The 19,403-nt window shown below is 73.4% G+C and carries 20 protein-coding genes; 4 read left to right on the top strand and 16 right to left on the bottom strand.

Annotation, left to right across the window (positions count from 1 at the left end; genetic code table 11):
* Window positions 1–59: 59 nt before the first annotated feature.
* Entirely contained in the window at window positions 60–584 is a 525-nt protein-coding gene (locus ACWEJX_RS22550) for a LysM peptidoglycan-binding domain-containing protein (RefSeq protein WP_451609202.1), read from the bottom strand.
* A 234-nt stretch (window positions 585–818) separates the two neighbouring features.
* Between ACWEJX_RS22550 and ACWEJX_RS22545 the strand changes: the two genes are divergently transcribed.
* Together ACWEJX_RS22545 and ACWEJX_RS22540 are read left to right on the top strand one after the other, a co-directional pair.
* Window positions 819–1,613 (top strand): hypothetical protein, encoded by a 795-nt coding sequence (locus ACWEJX_RS22545; RefSeq protein ID WP_451609201.1) that lies wholly within the window; start codon window positions 819–821, stop codon window positions 1,611–1,613.
* 155 nt (window positions 1,614–1,768) lie between these two features.
* A complete protein-coding gene (locus tag ACWEJX_RS22540; RefSeq protein ID WP_451609200.1) occupies window positions 1,769–1,984 on the top strand; it encodes a hypothetical protein in 216 nt (71 codons plus the stop codon).
* A 191-nt stretch (window positions 1,985–2,175) separates the two neighbouring features.
* Here ACWEJX_RS22540 and der read toward each other — a convergent pair whose 3' ends face one another.
* From der to aroH, 5 genes are all read right to left on the bottom strand, one after another.
* On the bottom strand, window positions 2,176–3,624 hold the full coding sequence (der, locus tag ACWEJX_RS22535; protein ID WP_451609199.1) for a ribosome biogenesis GTPase Der: 1,449 nt from the start codon (window positions 3,622–3,624) through the stop codon (window positions 2,176–2,178).
* A 91-nt stretch (window positions 3,625–3,715) separates the two neighbouring features.
* Window positions 3,716–4,303, bottom strand: a complete 588-nt coding sequence (locus tag ACWEJX_RS22530; RefSeq protein WP_451609216.1) for a lysophospholipid acyltransferase family protein — start codon at window positions 4,301–4,303, stop codon at window positions 3,716–3,718.
* A gap of 53 nt (window positions 4,304–4,356) precedes the next feature.
* On the bottom strand, window positions 4,357–5,076 hold the full coding sequence (gene cmk, locus ACWEJX_RS22525; RefSeq protein WP_451609198.1) for a (d)CMP kinase: 720 nt from the start codon (window positions 5,074–5,076) through the stop codon (window positions 4,357–4,359).
* A gap of 88 nt (window positions 5,077–5,164) precedes the next feature.
* Window positions 5,165–6,253: a prephenate dehydrogenase gene (locus ACWEJX_RS22520; RefSeq protein ID WP_451609197.1), complete on the bottom strand. Its 1,089-nt coding sequence runs from the start codon at window positions 6,251–6,253 to the stop codon at window positions 5,165–5,167.
* A complete protein-coding gene (gene aroH, locus ACWEJX_RS22515) occupies window positions 6,250–6,612 on the bottom strand; it encodes a chorismate mutase (protein ID WP_403797413.1) in 363 nt (120 codons plus the stop codon). The genes ACWEJX_RS22520 and aroH overlap by 4 nt, the downstream gene beginning before the upstream one ends.
* Before the next feature lie 150 nt (window positions 6,613–6,762).
* On the opposite strand from aroH, the gene ACWEJX_RS22510 reads away from it, so the two are divergent.
* Complete coding sequence (locus ACWEJX_RS22510) at window positions 6,763–7,098, top strand: DUF952 domain-containing protein (RefSeq protein WP_451609196.1); 336 nt, start codon at window positions 6,763–6,765, stop codon at window positions 7,096–7,098.
* Window positions 7,099–7,236: 138 nt separating this feature from the next.
* Entirely contained in the window at window positions 7,237–8,058 is an 822-nt protein-coding gene (locus ACWEJX_RS22505; protein WP_451609195.1) for a nucleotidyltransferase domain-containing protein, read from the top strand.
* A gap of 45 nt (window positions 8,059–8,103) precedes the next feature.
* On the opposite strand, the gene ACWEJX_RS22500 is transcribed toward ACWEJX_RS22505, so the two are convergent.
* The 10 genes from ACWEJX_RS22500 to ACWEJX_RS22455 form a co-directional block, all read right to left on the bottom strand.
* Window positions 8,104–9,126, bottom strand: a complete 1,023-nt coding sequence (locus ACWEJX_RS22500; RefSeq protein ID WP_451609194.1) for an ADP-ribosylglycohydrolase family protein — start codon at window positions 9,124–9,126, stop codon at window positions 8,104–8,106.
* Window positions 9,127–9,200: 74 nt separating this feature from the next.
* Window positions 9,201–9,926, bottom strand: coding sequence for an NUDIX hydrolase (locus ACWEJX_RS22495; RefSeq protein ID WP_451609193.1), 726 nt, complete (start codon window positions 9,924–9,926; stop codon window positions 9,201–9,203).
* 14 nt (window positions 9,927–9,940) lie between these two features.
* Window positions 9,941–10,831, bottom strand: coding sequence for an AAA family ATPase (locus tag ACWEJX_RS22490; protein WP_451609192.1), 891 nt, complete (start codon window positions 10,829–10,831; stop codon window positions 9,941–9,943).
* A 170-nt stretch (window positions 10,832–11,001) separates the two neighbouring features.
* A complete protein-coding gene (locus tag ACWEJX_RS22485; RefSeq protein WP_451609191.1) occupies window positions 11,002–12,192 on the bottom strand; it encodes a pseudouridine synthase in 1,191 nt (396 codons plus the stop codon).
* Window positions 12,192–12,809 carry an SMC-Scp complex subunit ScpB gene (scpB, locus tag ACWEJX_RS22480; protein WP_451609190.1) on the bottom strand — a complete coding sequence of 206 codons (618 nt, stop codon included), beginning with the start codon at window positions 12,807–12,809 and terminating at the stop codon, window positions 12,192–12,194. Before scpB ends, ACWEJX_RS22485 begins: the two co-directional genes overlap by 1 nt.
* The gene (locus ACWEJX_RS22475) at window positions 12,806–13,915 is read right to left on the bottom strand and encodes a segregation/condensation protein A (RefSeq protein ID WP_451609189.1); all 1,110 of its coding nucleotides are present in this window, start codon (window positions 13,913–13,915) and stop codon (window positions 12,806–12,808) included. The genes scpB and ACWEJX_RS22475 overlap by 4 nt, the downstream gene beginning before the upstream one ends.
* Window positions 13,916–13,965: 50 nt before the next feature.
* Complete coding sequence (locus tag ACWEJX_RS22470) at window positions 13,966–14,469, bottom strand: hypothetical protein (RefSeq protein WP_451609215.1); 504 nt, start codon at window positions 14,467–14,469, stop codon at window positions 13,966–13,968.
* Window positions 14,466–15,491: a ParA family protein gene (locus ACWEJX_RS22465; RefSeq protein WP_365346797.1), complete on the bottom strand. Its 1,026-nt coding sequence runs from the start codon at window positions 15,489–15,491 to the stop codon at window positions 14,466–14,468. The genes ACWEJX_RS22470 and ACWEJX_RS22465 overlap by 4 nt, the downstream gene beginning before the upstream one ends.
* A 449-nt stretch (window positions 15,492–15,940) precedes the next feature.
* On the bottom strand, window positions 15,941–17,056 hold the full coding sequence (gene ald, locus ACWEJX_RS22460; protein WP_451609188.1) for an alanine dehydrogenase: 1,116 nt from the start codon (window positions 17,054–17,056) through the stop codon (window positions 15,941–15,943).
* A 147-nt stretch (window positions 17,057–17,203) separates the two neighbouring features.
* A complete protein-coding gene (locus ACWEJX_RS22455; RefSeq protein ID WP_451609187.1) occupies window positions 17,204–19,243 on the bottom strand; it encodes a tetratricopeptide repeat protein in 2,040 nt (679 codons plus the stop codon).
* Between the last annotated feature and the right edge of the window lie 160 nt (window positions 19,244–19,403).

Here is a 19,403-nt window from a genome sequence, read left to right as displayed (position 1 = left end):
AGGCCCTCACCCGTTCAAGAACCCAGCACGCGTGTCACCAACGTCCCCGGACAACACATCTAGGGGGTGAGGCGGAGCATCGTGCCGACCGCCAGCCGGTCCGGGTCCGGCCCGATCACGGAGCGGTTCGCCGCGTACAGCGCCCGCCAGCCGCCTTTGACGCCGAAGCGGCGGGCGATCGCGCTCAGCGTGTCGCCGGGCTGTACGACATGGGCGCGGCCGCTCAGCCCGTACCGCTTGGAGCAGACCGGCCAGGCGCCCCAGCCCTGGACGCGCAGCACGTCCTCGGCGACGGTGATCTGCTGCGCCCGGGTGGCGAGGTCGGCGCGCCGGGCGTAACGGCGGCCGCCGAACTCCTCCCAGGTCGGCTGCCAGAACTGGAGCCCGCCGTAGAAGCCGTTGCCGGTGTCGGCGCGCCAGTCGCCGCCGCTCTCGCAGCCGGCGACGCACCCCCACGGCCACTGGTCCTGCACGCACGCCTCGACCGGCGTGGGCGCGGCGGCCGCGGCCAGGGCCGCCGCCGAGGGCAGCAGCGCCGCCACCAGGACGGCGACGCCCGCGGCCCGATATCGGATCTTCGACATCGAGGCAGGCTAGGCAGCGGCCGCCGGGCCAAGGCCCGTGCCGCGCGGAACACCGTTCACATGCCACCCGGTCGGAGTCACCCGTGCCCGCGCCGCCGGCACCGGCCTCCCGCACGCCCCTCGTACAACTCGTCGGCGCTCCACGCGTGACCCCGGCCGAGCCTTCCCCGTTGAACTCGGCATGAGACGACCGGGAACCGCCCGGCGTCGCACGCGAAAAGTCCAGGAGCCCCCGTGCCGCGCATGCTCGACGTCAGCGAGGACGTACGCGCCGAGATCGGCGACGAAGAAGCCGACCGGCTGCTGGCCGGCGAGAACGCCCCGGGCAGCTACGACTGCACCTCCTGCCGTACGCCCGGCGACTCCGAGCAGGAGCGCACCAGCACCGTCCTGTTCGTCGGCGAGGAGACCGCCGTCCTCGCCTTCGCCCACGCCAGCTGCATTCCGTCCCAGGTCGTCCGGGTGGCGGAGGAGCAGCTCCAGGGCGCTGTCGCCTCCATCACGGCGGCCGACGCCGCCGGCGGCGTGGCCGACTCGCTCGCGTCCGCCCACCCCGAGCAGGCGGTCCTCGGCGTCACCAGCGGCCTGGTCCTCATCGAGGGCGAGCTGCACCCGGCGCTCGTCGTGGAGCCGACCGCGCCGGTCGCCAGGCCCGGCTCGCAGGGTCTGACGGACGAGTTCCTGCCGCTCCTCGTCGAGCAGGGCTTCCAGCCCGTCACCGACGTCAACACCAGGCCCGCGCTGCTGCCCGGCTGGTCGGTGCTGGTCGCCATGGGCCAGCTGCACTCGGTGCTCCAGGCCGGTGCGGGCGGCACGGGCCAGGTCGCCTGGTGGCAGGCGCACCAGCCGCTCCAGGTCACCGAGGGCTGGCGGGCGGCGGCCAACAAGTCGCACACGGTGCTCGTCTTCGCCGCCCCGGTCGGCTCCATCGGCCAGCAGCCGCGCGAGGACCTGCTGCGCGACGCGCTGGAGAAGGCCGCGGCCAACGGCTGCCTGGTCGCCGCCGCGATGCCGCTGGCCGGCACGTGACGGACGACCGTCGGGCACCGGCCGTTCCGCGGCCCCGGCGGGCGCCTCTTTCCGAGGGCCGCCCGCATCCCGCGGACGGCGGGGTCGTTGGCACATACGTGCACGCATACGACCCCTTCCCACGCCCCTACCCGAGCTCCGGTCCCATCCCGGGCATGCGGCCCGCGCAGGACTCCTCCGCCGGGTTCTCGGCGACGCCGATCTACGACGCCCTGTACTCCGAGTACCGCCGGTCCTTCCGTACGCTGCCGGGCGACCGCAGCGGCGAGGAGGAGCTGGTCTTCCGGGCGTTCGGGACGCACCGGCAGCTCGGGCAGCAGGCGGGCTGGTCGGCGTACGCGCTGCCGCCGGGCCGGCGGAGCGGCGTGTAGGAACGGCCTGACGGCAGAACGGCAGAACGGCAGAACGGCCGGCAGGACTGCGGGAACGGCAGAACGGCAGAACGGCCGACCAGCAAGACTGCGGGAACGGCAGTACGGCCGAGGGCCGGGGCGTCGTCACGATGCCCCGGCCCTCGGCCGTACTCCTGCTTCCGCAGCTTCGGCTGCTTGCGCCGCTTCCGCTACTTCTTCTTGCTGCGCTTCTCGCGCACGCGCACCGAGATGTGCAGCGGCGTGCCCTCGAAGCCGAACTCCTCGCGCAGCCGGCGCTCGATGAAGCGGCGGTAGCCGGCCTCCAGGAAGCCCGAGGCGAAGAGCACGAACCGCGGCGGCTTGGTGCCCGCCTGCGTACCGAACAGGATGCGGGGCTGCTTGCCGCCGCGGATCGGGTGCGGGTGGGCGGCGACGAGCTCGCCGAGGAAGGCGTTGAGGCGGCCGGTGGGGACGCGGGTCTCCCAGCCGGCGAGGGCGGTCTCGATCGCCGGGACCAGCTTCTCCATGTGGCGGCCGGTCTTCGCGGAGACGTTGACCCGGGGCGCCCAGGAGACCTGCTGCATCTCGGTCTCGATCTCGCGCTCCAGGTAGTAGCGCCGCTCCTCGTCCAGCTCGTCCCACTTGTTGTACGCGATGACGATGGCGCGGCCGGACTCGACGGCCATGGTGATGATCCGCTGGTCCTGGACCGAGATGGCGTCCGTGGTGTCGATCAGGATGACCGCGACCTCGGCCTTCTCGACGGCGGCGGCCGTACGGAGCGAGGCGTAGTAGTCGGCACCGGACTGGAGGTGGACCTTCTTGCGGATGCCGGCGGTGTCGACGAACTTCCAGGTCTGGCCGCCGAGCTCGATCAGCTCGTCGACCGGGTCGCGGGTGGTGCCGGCCAGCTCGTTGACGACGACGCGGTCCTCGCCCGCCACCTTGTTGAGGAGGGAGGACTTGCCGACGTTGGGGCGGCCGATGAGGGCGATGCGGCGCGGGCCGCCGACGGCCTTGCCGAAGGTCTGCTCGGGGGCCTCGGGCAGGGCCTTCAGGACCTCGTCGAGGAGGTCGCCGGTGCCGCGGCCGTGCAGGGCGGAGACCGGGAACGGCTCGCCGAGGCCGAGGGACCACAGCATGGCGGCGTCGGCCTCGCCGGACTGGCCGTCGACCTTGTTGGCGGCGAGAACGACCGGCTTGCCGGCGCGGCGGAGCAGCCGGACGACGGCCTCGTCGGTGTCGGTGGCGCCGACGACGGCGTCGACGACGAAGACGACGGCGTCCGCGGCCTCGATGGCGAACTCGGCCTGGGCGGCGACGGAGGCGTCGATGCCGAGGACGTCCTGCTCCCAGCCGCCGGTGTCGACGACCTTGAAGCGGCGGCCGGCCCACTCGGCCTCGTAGGTGACGCGGTCGCGGGTGACGCCCGGCTTGTCCTCGACGACGGCCTCGCGGCGGCCGATGATGCGGTTCACCAGGGTCGACTTGCCGACGTTCGGGCGGCCGACGACGGCGAGGACGGGGAGCGGGCCGTGGCCGGCCTCCTCGATCGCGCCCTCGACGTCCTCCCGGTCGAAGCCCTCTTCCGCGGCGAGCTCCATGAACTCCGCGTACTCGGCGTCGCCAAGTGCCCCGTGGTCGTGCTGGTCGTTCATGAAGTCCGTTCCTTGATCATTCGTGGTCGGTGGGTTCCCGGGCGGGTGGCCTGTCGGCCGCCCCTCCGAGGCCCACTACTGAGAGTGTCGCTCAGCGCCCGGTGAGACGCCTGGCGTTTTTCAGGTGGTCGGTGAGCCGCTCCTGGATGCGGACGGTCGCCTCGTCCAGCGCCTTGCGGGTGCGGCGGCCGGAGCCGTCGCCGGCCTCGAAGGCGTCGCCGAAGACGATGTCGACGCGGCTGCGCAGCCGGGGCAGCCCCTTGATCAACCGTCCGGGCGTGTCCGTGCTTCCCAGTACGGCGACCGGGACGATCGGCGCGCCGCTGCGGACCGCGAAGTACGCGAGCCCGGCGCGGAGCGAGGCGAAGTCGCCCTCGCCGCGGGTGCCCTCGGGGAAGATGCCGAGGACGCCGCCGTGCTCCAGGACCGCGAGGGCCCGGGCTATCGCGGTGCGGTCGGTGCTGTCACGGTCGACCTTGAGCTGGCCGATGCCGTCCAGGAACCTGCCGAGCGGCCCGACGAACGCTTCCTTCTTGATGAGGAAGTGGACGGGCCGCGGGGCGGTGCCCATGAGCATGGGGCCGTCGATGTTGTGCGCGTGGTTGACGGCGAAGATGACGGGGCCGGAGGCCGGCACCCGCCAGGCGCCGAGGACGCGCGGCTTCCAGAAGCCGTACATCAGGCCGATGCCGATGCGACGGCCGACGGCGGCGCCCTTCTCGGAGGGCTGGGTCACTTCGCGGCCGTCCGCTTCTCCTCCACCAGGGTGACGACGCACTCGATGACCTGGTCGAGGGTGAGCTCGGTGGTGTCGACCTCGACGGCGTCGTCGGCCTTGGCGAGCGGGGAGGTCTTGCGGGACGAGTCGGCGGCGTCCCGCTTGATCAGGGCCTGCTGGGTGGCGTGAACGTCGGCGCCCTTGAGCTCGCCGGAGCGGCGGGCGGCGCGGGCCTCCGGGGAGGCGGTCAGGAAGATCTTCAGGTCGGCGTCCGGCAGGACGGTGGTGCCGATGTCCCGGCCCTCGACGACGATGCCGAGCTCGGCGCCCCTGGCGATGGACCGCTGGAGCTCCGTGATCAGGCTGCGCACCTCGGGGACGGCGCTGACCGCGCTGACCTTGGAGGTGACCTCCTCGGTGCGGATCGGGCCGGACGCGTCGACGCCGTCGACGGTGATGGTCGGCCGGGCCGGGTCGGTGCCGGAGACGATGACGGGCTTGGCGGCGGCGTTGGCGACGGCGTCGGCGTCGTGCACGTCGACGCCGTTGCTGATCATCCACCAGGTGATGGCCCGGTACTGGGCGCCGGTGTCGAGGTAGCTCAGCCCCAGCTTGGCGGCAACCGCCTTCGAGGTGCTCGACTTGCCCGTGCCGGAGGGGCCGTCGATGGCGACGATCACGGTTTCCACGGTGGGGAACGCCTTCCTGGATGAGCGAGAGGCCCCGGCGGACATGCGGGGACCCCCACAAGGTTACCGAGTCCGCCGCACCCGTTCGGCCCAGCGGGCCCGCGGAGCCGCCCGACGGGGGCGGCTGCCCCGCTCAGCCCGTCCGCAGCGCCCAGCCCCGTTCCCTCAGCGACTCGCTCAGGACCGGCGCCGCCGAGGGGTCCACCATGAGCTGGACGAGGCCCGCCTGCTGGCCCGTGGCGTGGTCGATGCGGACGTCCTCGATGTTGACGCCCGCGCGGCCCGCGTCGGCGAAGATGCGGGCGAGCTCGCCCGGCTGGTCGCTGATGAGGACGGCGACGGTCTCGTACGTGGTGGGGGCGGCGCCGTGCTTGCCGGGGACGCGGGCGCGGCCGGCGTTGCCGCGGCGCAGGACGTCCTCGACGCCGGACGCGCCGGCGCGGCGCTTGGCGTCGTCGCCGGACTGGAGCGCGCGCAGGGCCCGTACCGTCTCGTCGAGGTCGGCGGCGACGCCCGCGAGGACGTCGGCGACCGGCCCGGGGTTGGCGGAGAGGATCTCGACCCACATGCGCGGGTCGGACGCGGCGATGCGGGTGACGTCTCGGATGCCCTGGCCGCAGAGGCGTACGGCCGACTCGTCGGCCTCCTCCAGGCGGGCGGCGACCATCGACGAGACGAGCTGCGGGGTGTGCGAGACGAGCGCGACGGCCCGGTCGTGGGCGTCGGCGTCCATGACGACGGGGACGGCCCGGCAGAGCGCGACCAGCTCCAGCGCGAGGTTGAGGACCTCGGTGTCGGTGTCGCGGGTGGGCGTGAGCACCCACGGGCGCCCCTCGAAGAGGTCGGCGGTGGCGGCGAGCGGACCGGAGCGCTCCTTGCCGGACATCGGGTGGCTGCCGATGTACGCGGTGAGGTCGAGGCCGAGCTCCTCCAGCTCCCGCTTGGGGCCCGCCTTGACGCTGGCGACGTCGAGGTAGCCGCGGCCGAGTCCGGCGCGGATGGCGTCGGCGAGGGTGCCGGCGACGTGCGCGGGCGGCACGGCGACCAGGACGAGGTCCACCGGTCCCGCGGGCGCCTCGTCCGTGCCCGCGCCGAGCGCGGCGGCCGTGCGGGCCCGGGCCGGGTCGTGGTCGCGGAGGTGGACGGTGACGCCGCGCCCGGCGAGCGCGAGCGCCGCCGAGGTGCCGATCAGGCCGGTTCCGATGACGAGCGCGGTTCTCACTGGGCGATGTCCTTGCGCAGGGCGGCCGCGGCACCGAGGTAGACGTGCGCGATCCGGGACTTGGGCAGTTCCGACTCGACGTGCGCGAGGAGCCGTACGACCCTCGGCATCGCACCCTCGATGTCGAGTTCCTGGGCGCAGATCAGCGGGACGTCCACGATCCCGAGGCCGCGGGCGGCCGCGGCGGGGAAGTCGCTGTGGAGGTCGGGCGTGGCCGTGAACCAGATGCTGATCAGGTCGTCGGCGGTCAGCCCGTTGCGTTCGAGCACGGCGGTGAGCAGCTCCCGCACCTGCTCGTGCATGTGTCCGGCGTCGTCCCGCTCCAACTGGACGGCGCCCCGGACGGCTCGTACCGCCACCTCGTACTCCTTCTGGCCTGCGTGGGTGCTTCGGCCAGCCTAACCAGCCGCCCGGAGAGCGTGGCGCGGCGCCCGCCACGCGAGACGGGTTCGCCCACCCGGTCGCCCACCCGCACCCCGCCGCGGCGGCGGGGAGGTAGAACTGTCGGCATGTTGCTGCACGTCGTACCGCTGGACGAATGGTCCGCCGATCCCGACCGCCCCTACGCCCCGCCCTCCCTCGCCGCCGAGGGCTTCGTCCACTGCTCGCCGGACGAGCCCGCCGCCCTCGCCATCGCGGACGGGCACTACCGGGACGCTCCGGGGACGCTGCTCGTCCTGGTGATCGACGAGTCGCGGCTGGCCGGCGAGGTCCGCTGGGAGGGGTCGCGGGACACGCTCTTCCCGCACGTGTACGGGCCGATCGAGCGGGCCGCGGTCACGGCGGTCCTGCGGGTACGGCGGGACGCGGACGGCCGGGCGAGGGAGCTGACGCCCTGGGCGTAGGCGGGAGGACGGCTCGCGTGGTCCGGACGCCCCTCAGGGGCCGCCGGGCCGGGCGCCCGGGGGTGGACCGCACGCCGGGCCCACACCCGAGCGGAATTGATCTTCCGCGCCCAGTCGCCCTGCCCTAGCCTGGCGCGCATGACTCCCGAGGAACTGGTGCGCGACCACACGATCTACTCGTGTGTCATGGGGTCGCGCGCGTTCGGTCTGGCCACCGAGGACAGCGACACCGACCGCAGGGGTGTGTATCTCGCCCCGACCCCGCTGTTCTGGCGCTTCGACAAGCCGCCGGCGCATGTGGAGGGCCCGGCCGAAGAGCAGTTCAGCTGGGAGCTGGAACGCTTCTGCGAGCTGGCCCTGCGCAACAACCCCAACGTCCTGGAGTGCCTGCACTCCCCCGTCGTCGAGCACGCCGACGCGCTCGGCCGCGAACTCCTCTCGCTGCGCGGCGCGTTCCTGTCCCGCCGGGCGCACGCCACCTTCGTGCGGTACGCGGGCGGCCAGCGCCGCAAGCTCGACGCCGACGTGCGCCAGTACGGCGCCCCCCGCTGGAAGCACGCCATGCATCTGCTGCGCCTGCTCACCAGCTGCCGTGACCTGCTGCGCAGCGGCGAGCTGCGCATCGACGTCGGCGAGGACCGCGAGCGGCTGCTCGCGGTCAAGCGGGGCGAGGTGCCCTGGCCGGAGGTCGAGTCCTGGATGAACCGCCTGCAGGACGAGGCCGACCAGGCGCACGCCACCAGCCCCCTCCCCGAGACCCCGGACCACGCCCGGATCGAGGACTTCCTGACCCGCGCCCGCCGCGCCTCAGCCCTCCGCGTCCTGGAGCCCGGGCACCCCGGGGCCGACCGCCTGGAGTCCGGCCGTCCCGAGCCCGGCCGTCCCGAGCCCGGCCGCCTGGAGCCGGATCCGGACGACGAACTCCCCGAGCGCCTCCCGCCCGTCGGCCTCGCCCCGTAGCGCCGACGCGGCCCGCGCCGCGTCGAGCAGCGCGTGCAGCCGCGTTCACGCGTCCCAGAGCGCGCCGAAGGTGAGCAGTTCGCCGTGGTACTCGACGCGGTCCACCCACTCCGCCGGCCACGCGTCGGCGCCCAGGTGGGCGCCCGCGAAGGCGCCGGTGAGCGCGGCGATCGAGTCGGAGTCGCCGCGGGTGCAGGCGGCGCGGCGGAGGGCGGTCAGGGGCTCGTCGGGGAAGAGGAGGAAGCACAGCAGGGCGGTGGCGAGGGCCTCCTCGGCGATCCAGCCGTCGCCGGTGTACCCGCAGGGGTCGAGCTCGGGGTCGGCGGTGCGCTGGACGGCGTCCAGGCGCTCCAGGACGGCCAGGCACTCGTCCCAGCCGCGCCGGACGAAGTGGAGCGCGTCGGGGTCCTGGGAGCGGGTCCACAGGTCGCCGAGCCAGTGCTCGTGGTAGCGGTCGCGGTTCTCGTACGCGTACGAGCGGAGCCGGCCGACCAGCCCGGCCGGGTCCACGCCCTGGGCGAGCAGGTACACGGCGCGGGCCGTCAGGTCGGAGGCGGCGAGCGCGGTGGGGTGGCCGTGCGTGAGGGCGGACTGGAGCTGGGCGGCGCCGGCGCGCTGCTCGTCGCTCAGGCCGGGCACGAGGCCGATGGGCGCGACCCGCATGTTGGCGCCGCAGCCCTTGGAGTGGATCTGGCTGGCGTCCTGCCAGGCCCGGTCGGTGTCCAGGAGCCGGCAGGCGACCATGCAGGTGCGGCCGGGCGCGCGGTTGTTCTCCGGGGAGTGGTACCAGTCGACGTACTCCTCCCGCAGCGGCCGGACCAGCCGCAGCGGGGCCAGCACGCCCCGGTCCATGGCGGTGCGGATACCCCGGGCGAAGGCGAGGGTCATCTGGGTGTCGTCGGTGACGTACGCGGTGCCCCTGCGCACCGGCAGCTCCATCGACCGCCACGGGCCGCACTTCGCGAGGATCTGCGGCACGTCGTTGAACTCCGTCGGAAAGCCGAGCGCGTCACCGAGCGCCAGTCCGAACAGCGCCCCCGTCGCTGCCTGCTTCGTCCGCTGGGCCATGGGCATCCCGCCTGCCGTGCCGCCAGCCGTTCCGCCTGCCGTTCCGCCTGCCGTTCCGTCCGTCGTTCCGTTGGTCATTCCGTCCGTCCTTCCGGTCGCAGCAGCGGCGGGTGGAGTGCCGTGGCCTCCCCCGCCCGGTAGAGAGCGGCCGGTTTCCCCCGTCCGCCGGTGCGGCGCGGCGGTGCCTCGACCGGCCGGACGAAGCCGGGGGTGGCGAGGACCTTGCGCCGGAAGTTGGGGCGGTCGAGTGCGACGCCCCAGACCGTCTCGTACACCTGCCGCAGCTCGCCGAGGGTGAACTCGGACGGGCAGAAGGCTGTGGCGAGACACGTGTACTCGAGCTTGGCGCCGACCCGTTCGCGGGCGTCGGCGAGGATCCGGTCGTGGTCGAAGGCGAGGTCGCCGGCGTCCTCGTACGGCAGCCAGCGCGCCTGTGCCGCGTCCCCGCCGCCGCGCGGCTCGGGGAGGTCGGGGACGAGCGCGGTGAACGCGACGGAGACGACCCGCATCCGGGGGTCGCGGTCCGGCTCGCTGTAGGTGCGGAGCTGTTCGAGGTGGAGCCGGGCGGCGGTGGTGCCGGACAGGCCGGTCTCCTCGGCGAGTTCGCGGCGCGCGGCCCGTTCGGCGGACTCCTCGGGCAGCACGAAGCCGCCGGGCAGGGCCCAGGCGCCGGCGTAGGGCTCCTGGCCGCGTTCGACGAGCAGGACGTGCAGGCGGCCGTCGCGGACGGTGAAGACGGCGAGGTCGGCGGTGACGGCGAACGGTTCGAAGGCGTGCTTGTCGTACGTGTCGGTGCTCACAGGGCTCACAGGGCTCACAGATCGTGCGGGGCGGTGAAGTGCCAGCCCTCCGCGAGCAGCGCGTCGACGGCGGCCACGGCCGTCGCGAGGCGCTCCTCGGGCGGGCCGGTGAGGACGACGGTCCGGCGGCCGGTGCGGGCGAGCCGGGTGAGGAGGCGGGCCGTCATCCACACCCGCAGGCCCTCGGCGCCGGGCACCGGCGACGGCGTGCCCCGGTGGTCGGTCAGCAGCCACAGGTGGTGCCGGCCGCGGGCGGCTATCTCGCCGGTGGCCGGGCTCGCGGTACCGAGGTGGCGCTCGTGCCGGATGCTGAGCGCGAAGGCGTCGCCGTCGCAGAAGAGCACGGGCGAGCCGTCCCGGGCCGCCTCGTCCTCGCGGTCGGCCTGGCGCTGCGCGAGGACGGGGAAGTCCTCGGAGCGCAGCCGGTGGTACGGCGGACCTTCCGGCAGTGCGTCCGGTACGTGACGGGTCCGGGCCCAGGGGCCGCCGCGCCGCCGGTAGTGGTCGGTGAGCGCCCGGACCAGCGTGGTGGCGCCGGTGGACTCGGCGCCGAGGACGACGACCCGCCGGGTGAGCGCGGCCCGCACCGGGGCCTCCAACTCCGCCCAGTGGGCGGCGGGGTCCGTGCGGACGGCGTCGTCGGCTTCGGGCTCCGGGGTGAAGACCGCGTCGACCGGCTCGCGGACTTCCAGCTGCTCCGCACCGATGACCAGGGCCTCCGGGTGCAGCTCCCGCATCCAGGCGACGCGGTCGTCGAGCGGCGCGGAGTCGGCGGCGGAGCCGCGGACGAGGACGGTGACGCGGTCGCAGTGCTGGGCGGCGGTGCGGACGAGCCGGTGGTGGCCCGCGTGCGGCGGGTTGAACGCGCCGACGACGAGCCCGTGCCCGTAACGGATCCTGCTCATGCCCCACCCCCTCAAGCCTTAAGAGTCAATCTGACTATAAAAGCGGGAGGGCTCGACCACAAGTGCGAAACCGGGTGCCGGAAGCCGGAAGACGGAGACGAGAACGCGAGAGAGGCCCGTGACCGCCGGGCGGGCGGTCACGGGCCTCTCGGGAGGGGTGCGGGTGCGGCCTAGAGGCCGACCTCCTTCATCAGCATGCCGACCTCGGTGTTGCTGAGCCGGCGCAGCCAGCCCGACTTCTGGTCGCCCAGGGTGATCGGGCCGAAGGCCGTACGGACCAGCTTCTCGACCGGGAAGCCCGCCTCGGCGAGCATCCGGCGCACGATGTGCTTGCGGCCCTCGTGGAGAACGACCTCGACCAGGTAGTTCTTGCCGGTCTGCTCGACGACCCGGAAGTGGTCGGCGCGCGCGTAGCCGTCCTCCAGCTGGATGCCGTCCTTCAGCCGCTTGCCGACCTCGCGGGGCAGCGGGCCGGTGATGGCGGCCAGGTAGGTCTTCTTCACGCCGTACTTGGGGTGGGTGAGACGGTGGGCCAGCTCGCCGTGGTTGGTGAGCAGGATGATGCCCTCGGTCTCGGTGTCGAGCCGGCCGACGTGGAAGAGCCGCGTCTCGCGGTTGGTGACGTAGTCGCCGAGGCACTGGCGGCCGTCGGGGTCCTCCATGGTGGAGACGACGCCCTCCGGCTTGTTCAGCGCGAAGAACTGGTACGACTGCGTCGCGACGGTCAGGCCGTCGACGCGGATCTCGTCCTTCTCGGCGACGCGCAGGCCCTGCTCAAGGACGATCTCGCCGTTGACCTCGACGCGGGCCTGCTCGATCAGCTCCTCGCAGGCGCGGCGGGAGCCGTAGCCGGCGCGGGCCAGGACCTTCTGCAGGCGCTCGCCCTCCTGCTCGGCGCCCGGGAAGGTCTTGGGGGTCTTGATCTGGGGCACGTTCGCGTACCGCTCGCGGTTGCGCTCCTCCGCGCGGGCCTCGTACTCGCGCGAGCGCGCCGGAGCCGTGCGGCCGCCGCCGCGCTTCGGGGACTGCTTGGGTCCGCCCTTGGCGCCGCCGCGGGCCGCGTCGCCGCGACCGCGCTTCGGGCCGCCGCCCTGACCGCCGTCGGAGGGGCGGCCCGCCATGCCCTCGACGTCGTAGCTGCGCTCCTCGGGGCGGGGGCGACGCGTGCGGCCGGCGCTCTGACCGCCCTGGCCACCCGAACGGCCCTGGCCGCCCTGGCCGCCCTGGCCGCCGCCCTGACGGCCCTGGCCGCCCCGCTCGTCGCGGTTGTTCCCCGCGCCCCGGTAGTTGCCGCGGCCGCCGCTCTTGGCACCACGGCTCCCGCCGTTGTTTCCGCTGTTCCTGCCGCTGCTGCTTCGCATCAAACTTCCGTCGTCTTGTCGTCTTCGGCTGCGTCCGGATCGTCTGCATCCGGATCGAACGACGGAACACCCTCCAGACTGTCCGGCTCAACCGCCTCCGCCTCGGGGAGGAAGGGTGCGAGCTCCGGAAGCTCGTCCAGGCCGCGCAGGCCCATCCGCTCCAGGAAGTAGTTCGTCGTCCTGTACAGGATCGCACCTGTTTCGGGTTCCGCGCCCGCCTCCTCGACCAGACCGCGCTGGAGGAGGGTGCGCATGACCCCGTCGCAGTTCACCCCGCGCACCGCGGAGACGCGGGAGCGGCTGACCGGCTGGCGGTAGGCGACGACCGCGAGGGTCTCCAGGGCCGCCTGGGTGAGCCGGGCCTGCTGCCCGTCCAGGACGAAGGCCTCGACGGCGGGCGCGTAGGCGGCGCGGGTGTAGAACCGCCAGCCGCCGGCCACGAGCCGCAGCTCGAAGCCGCGGCCCTGGGCGGTGTACTCGTCGGCGAGCTCGCGCAGGGCGTCGCCGACCTCGCGCGGGGTGCGGTCCAGGACCTTGGCGAGGTGGGCCTCGGTGGCGGGCTCGTCGACGACCATGAGGACGGCTTCGAGGGCGGGCTTGAGGTCGAGGTCGCTCATGAAGCTGCCTCCTGGTCGAATTCGTCGGTGACGGCGCTCGCCGCGTCCGTCCCGTTCCCGCCGGTCCAGGAGACGGTGAGGTCCCCGAGGGCGGTCTCCTGGTCGAGGGCGACGGCCTTCTCCCGGTAGAGCTCCAGGAGCGCCAGGAACCGCGCCACGACCGTGAGGGTGTCGTCCACGCCCGCCACCAGCTCCCGGAAGCCGAGCGTGCCGTGCTCGCGCAGCAGCGCGACGACCATGCCCGCCTGCTCGCGGACGCTCACCAGCGGGGCGTGGATGTGGTCGACGTACACCTGCGGCTTGGCCTTGGGCTGCATCGCCTTGACCGCGAGCTTCGCGAAGCCCTCGGCCCCGATGGAGATCACGACCTCGGGGAGCAGCTCGGCGTGGTGCGGTTCGAGGCCGACCGTGCGCGGATGGCGCCGCCCCTCCGCCTCCCAGCGCTCGGCGAGGATCTCCGCGACCTGCTTGTACGCGCGGTACTGCAACAACCGCGCGAACAACAGGTCCCGCGCCTCGAGCAGCGCCAGATCCGCCTCGTCCTCGACCTCGGCGGCCGGCAGCAGCCGCGCGGCCTTCAGATCGAGCAGCGTCGCCGCCACCACCAGGAACTCGGTCGTCTGGTCCAGGTCCCAGTCCGGTCCCATGGCCCTGATGTGCGCCATGAACTCGTCCGTCACCTTCGACAGCGCGACCTCGGTGACGTCCATCTTGTGCTTGGCGATCAACTGGAGGAGCAGATCGAACGGCCCCTCGAAGTTCGCCAGTCGCACGGTGAACCGCCCGTCGGCGTCGGCGGCGGTGCCGGTGGGCGCGACGGGGCGTGCGCCGTCGTGGGCCGGGTGCCTGGCCGGCGGCCCGGCCTGGGCCCCGTCCCCGGACTCCGGAGCGCTCCCGGCCTCCGGCTCGGGTCCGGCCTGGGACCCGGCCGCGGACTCCGGCTCGGGCTCAGCCACCGGCTCGGGTCCGGCCTGCGGGCCGTCCGCGCCCTCGGGCTCCGTCGCTGCGCCCTCGACTGCCGCCAGTGGCCCTCGCGCCGCCCCGGGCCCGCGCCCCAGCGCCCTGCGGCGCGGTGGGCGGGACGTTTCGTCAGAGGGTGGGGGCACGGGTGGGTCCTGGTGGAGCGGGGCGGGGTGCGGCTGCGCGCAGCGTAGCGTCAGCGGCCGCGGAGGCGGCGGACGAGGATGCTCGCGTCGCCGCGGGACTCCAGGTCGGCCAGGACGACGGCGACCGCCTCGCGGACGATGCGGCCGCGGTCGACGGCGAGGCCGTGCTCGCCGCGGAGCACCAGGCGGGCGTGCTCCAGGTCCATCAGCTCCTCGGCGGAGACGTAGACCGTGATCTTCTCGTCGTGGCGCTCGCGCCCGCTCGGCCGCCGGTTGGCCGCGGTGCGGCCGCGGCGCCGGGCCTGGGCCGGCGCGGTCGCGTCGGCCTCCCGGGAGTCCCGCGAGTCCCGGGCGCGCGGCTCCGCCGCCTCGGAGTCCGCGGGAGCGTGCTCGGCCGGTCCGGAACCGGAGCCCTCGGCCCCCGCACCCGTCGCCGCGCCCGCCGCCGAGTCGCTCTCGCCCGCCGGTGGCGGCACGGTGCGGCGCGGCGAGGAGGACTGCAGCGCCATCCCCCCGGTCGTACGGAACAGTTCGTCGGCGCCGGGCAGACTCACTCGGCGTGACACCGGGCGAGCACCTCCCTGGCGAGCTGACGGTAGGCGGCGGCGCCCACGCTGTTCGAGGCGTACGTGGTGATGGGCTCGCCCGCGACCGTGGTCTCGGGGAAGCGGACCGTACGGCCGATGACGGTGTGGTACACGTGGTCGTCGAAGGCCTCGACCACACGGGCCAGGACCTCGCGGCTGTGCACCGTGCGCGAGTCGTACATCGTGGCGAGGATGCCGTCGAGCTCCAGGTCGGGGTTGAGCCGCTCCTGGACCTTCTCGATCGTCTCGGTCAGCAGGGCCACACCGCGCAGCGCGAAGAACTCGCATTCCAGCGGCACGATGACCTTGTGAGCGGCCGTCAGGGCGTTCACGGTCAGCAGGCCGAGCGAGGGCTGACAGTCGATCACGATGTAGTCGTAGTCGTTCATCAGCGGCTTCAGGGCGCGCTGCAGCGTCGACTCGCGCGCGACCTCGGAGACCAGCTGGACCTCGGCCGCCGAGAGGTCGATGTTGCTCGGCAGCAGGTCCATGTTGGGCACGGCGGTCTTGAGCAGCACCTCGTCCGCCGACATGCCCCGCTCCATGAGCAGGTTGTAGACGGTGAGGTCGAGCTCCATCGGGTTCACGCCGAGGCCGACCGACAGGGCGCCCTGCGGGTCGAAGTCGACGAGCAGCACCCGCCGTCCGTACTCGGCGAGCGCGGCGCCCAGGTTGATGGTCGACGTGGTCTTGCCGACGCCGCCCTTCTGGTTGCACATCGCGATGATCTTCGCGGGGCCGTGGTCGGTCAGCGGGCCCGGGATCGGGAAGTACGGCAGGGGCCGTCCGGTCGGGCCGATCCGCTCGCGGCGCTGGCGGGCAGCGTCGGGTGCGAGGGTGGCCGCGTACTCCGGGTCGGGCTCGTACTCGGCGTCGGGGTCGTAGAAGTGCCCCTCGGGCACCTCGTCATAGGCGGCGAAGTGGGTGGACTCTCGGCCCATCTCGTTGCCGGCCGTGGCGTTCACGTGTAGGCCGTCCGTCATCTTCATCGTATGGGCTGGCGTCATGGGCTGGTGCGTCGCGAAGGTCCGCACCGCGACGGAGCCGATCGGGGCTCCTGGCTCGCCACTCCCGGGAGTAAATGTCGACTCATTCACAAGTCGTCTTACCTCCTTGGAAGTGGTCAGGAACATTTATCGATAGGTCAGCGTGGCACCATGCCGACGGTTGGCGACTCTATGGCGTGTCACCGCTCCGCAGCAACACAATCCGCCGGACCCGGCCCGATGTGTCGGCAACCGAACACCTCGCTGTCAAGGGTGCGCAGGCATGGAACCGCACGTTTCAGGGGTGCGCGAAACGGTTAAAGAGTTACGTTCGAGGCGAGTTGACCAGGCGTCGGAACGTGGCCGGACACACAGCGGGCCGGACCTTGCTCATCAAGGTCCGGCCCGGTGTGTGTGGTTGACGGCGCGAGTTGACAGCCCGTCTAAAGGAGTCAGCCCAGGAGGCTGTTCAGCTCGAGGTGCTCGTAGCCGTGCGCCTCGGCGACCTCCTTGTAAACGACCTTGCCGTCATGGGTGTTGAGACCCTTGGCGAGCGCGGCGTCGCGGCGCAGCGCCTCGACCCAGCCGTTGTTCGCCAGCGACACGATGTAGGGCAGCGTGGCGTTGGTGAGGGCGTAGGTGGAGGTGTTCGGAACCGCGCCCGGCATGTTGGCGACGCAGTAGAAGACCGAGTTGTGGACCTGGAAGGTCGGCTCGGCGTGGGTGGTCGGGTGGGAGTCCTCGAAGCAGCCGCCCTGGTCGATGGCAATGTCGACAAGGACACTTCCGGGCTTCATCTTGGCGACGAGCTCGTTGGTGACCAGCTTCGGGGCCTTGGCACCCGGGATGAGGACGGCACCGACGACGAGGTCGGCCTCGACGACGGCCTTCTCCAGCTCGAAGGCGTTGGAGACGATCGTCTTGACCTTCGTGCCGAAGATCTTGTCGGCCTCGCGGAGCTTGTTGATGTCGCGGTCCAGCAGGGTCACGTGGAAGCCCAGACCGATGGCGATCTGCACGGCGTTCCAGCCGGAGACGCCGCCGCCGATGACGACGCACTCGCCGGCGTGGGTGCCGGGGACGCCACCGGGGAGCACGCCGCGGCCGCCGGCCGAGCGCATCAGGTGGTAGGCGCCGACCTGCGGGGCCAGGCGGCCCGCGACCTCGGACATCGGGGCGAGCAGCGGGAGCGCGCGGTTGGCGGTCTCGACCGTCTCGTAGGCGATGGCGGTGGTGCCGGAGGCCAGGAGGGCGTCCGTGCACTCCTTGGAGGCGGCGAGGTGCAGGTAGGTGAAGAGCGTCTGGTCCTTGCGGAGACGGTGGTACTCCTCCGCGATCGGCTCCTTCACCTTGAGCAGCAGGTCCGCGATGGCCCAGACCTCGTCGGCGGTGCCGAGGATCTCGGCGCCGGCGGCGACGTACTCCTCGTCCGTGATGGAGGAACCGACACCGGCGTTCTGCTCGATGAAGACCTGGTGGCCGTTGCGGACGAGCTCGTGGACACCGGCAGGGGTGATGGCCACGCGGAACTCGTTGTTCTTGACCTCGCGGGGGATGCCGACCTTCATCGTCGATCACGGTCCTTGAATCAGGGGGATGAAACGGGGGTGATGAATACATACCCGGATGCACGGCGGCACACCGGGACACACCACGTTCGAACGCGGCACACCCAGTCTAATGAAGGAGTTCCTGCTGTCTAGCCTTTCAAAGTACTAATCTTCGACAGAAGCACTGCGGATTTCGTAGGCGGAAGCCTCGCTTCCAAGGAGCCTGTCGGCCGCGGACCGGTGCAGCCGGGCGGCGGCCGGGTCGCCGAGCCGGTCCAGGGTGTCGGCCAGCCTGAGCTGCAGCGCCGCCTGCAGCCGTACGTCCCCGGCGCGGCGCGCCCAGTCGACGGCCTCCTCGCAGGTCCGCAGGCACTCCTCGGGGCGTCCGGCGTACTCCTGGACCCGCGCCGCCTCGCTCAACGCCCGTGCGTAGCCCGGGAGATCGGCGAGCCGGCGGTACCCCGCGGCGGCCGCGCGCCAGTTGCGCAGGGCCTCCCCGTACCGCCCGGCGTAGGTGTGCACGGCGCCGAGCCGGCCGTAGAGCCGGGCCTGGTCGGCGCGCTCGTCGCGGGCGAGGCGCTGGGCGAGGGCGCGGCCGTACCAGTCACCGGCCCGCTGCCAGTCCCCCAGCTCCTGATAGCTGCCACCTACGGATTCCATTGCGCGGCCGATCGCGTACGGGTCATTTGCTTCCCTTCCCGCGTCCAAAGCCGACCGATATCGCAGCAGAGCGTCCTGGGTGCGACCGGTTCCGGCATCGAGGTCGGCCAGGTTGAGCAGGGCCGCGGCCCGCTCGCGGTGCAGTCCGCGCCGCTCGGCGACGTCCAGGACGAGCCGGTGCAGCCCGTAGAGGTCGGGGGCGGCGGCCTCGGCGCCCCGGTGCGCCGTGAGCGCCCGGACCAGGGCCGCGATCAGCCGGCGGGCCAGGGTGTCGAACTCTCCGTCGGCGACCGCGAGCCGGGCGGCGGCGAGCAGCACCGGGCGGCGGCTGTCGAGCCAGGCGGCGGCGGTGGCGGCGTTCGGGAAGCGCAGGGCGCGTGGCAGGCCGGCGAGCCTGCGGCGGGCCGGGGAGCCCTCGGGTTCGGTGACCGCGCGGCTGGACTGGAGGAGCCGCACGGTCCGCTCCAGCATCCGGGCCCGGGCCAGCTGCACCTCCGCCGGGCGGTCGCGCTCCTCCAGCTCGGCGCGCAGCAGCGGGACGAGGTGGGCGGGGACCTCGTACTGTCCGTCGGACTGCCCGTCGCCCTGTCCGGTCCGCGCCGCCGTCTCCCGTACGAGTCCGAGCGCGGCGAAGTCCGCGAGGGTGGTCGCGGCGGCGGAGACGGAGCAGCCGGCCAGGGCGGAGGCGGTGTGGGCGTCGACCCGGCCGAGCGGGGCGAGGCCGAGGTGTCGCAGTATCCGGGCGGCGGGCTGCGGCAGGGACTCGTGGACCAGGGCGAAGGCACGGCCGACCGGGTCGCCGGTGCGGGCGCGCAGCCGCTTGGTGAGGTCGGCGACGGAGGCCTGGGGGCGGGCGGCGAGCCAGCCGCCGGCCAGCACGAGCGCGGCCGGCATCCCGCCGCACTCCTCGGCGAGGCTCTCGGCGGCCTGCGGGTCGACGGTGACGCGGACCGAGCCGGTGTAGGCGGTGAGCAGTTCGATGGCCGACTTGGGGTCGAGGCCGCCGAGGGTGCAGGGGCGGACGTCGGGGATGCCGGTGAGCGGGCCGCGGGCCACGCCGACGACCAGGGTGTCGGGGTTGTCGGGGAGCAGCGGGTCGACCTGTTCGGCGTCGACGGCGTCGTCGAGCAGCAGCAGCGCGCGGCGGCCGGCGAAGGCGGCGCGGACCAGGGCGGCGAGCTCCTCCTCGGCCGCGCCGGGCGGCTGCGCGACGCCGAGCGCGGCGAGCAGGTCCTGGGCGGCGCGGGCGGTGGGGACGGGGTCGCCGCCCGGTTCGGTGAGGCGGGCCCGGAAGACGCCGTCGGGATAGGCGTCAGCGAGTGTGGCGACGAGTTCCTCGGCGAGCGCGGTGCGGCCGGAGCCGGGCTTGCCTGCGATGAGCAGCACCCGGGCGCGCGGGGCCTTGCGGCCGGTGAGGGTGTCGAGCCCGGTGCGTTCGATGTCGGCGCGCAGCGCCTTCAGCTCCCGCTGGCGGCCGTAGAACCGCGCGGGGTCGACCTCCCCCAGACTTCGTCCGGGGGCACCCCCGACCGCCTGATCCGTCACGGGCCACGCTCCGTCCACCTGCGCACCACCATCCCGCGGGGGCTCCGCGCGGGCGCTCTTGAGCGTAGTTCAGGCGGCCCCGCCGACCCGGCGGAGCGCGGCGGACAAATCGCCCGATCGGATCACTGGATTGTCGGACCGCCGCGCTCCCCCGCGCCGG

The sequence above is a fragment of the Streptomyces sp. NPDC004788 genome (genome assembly GCF_053601115.1).
Note: the sequence above shows the minus strand (reverse complement) of the source record. Positions and strands in the feature narration are given on the sequence as shown.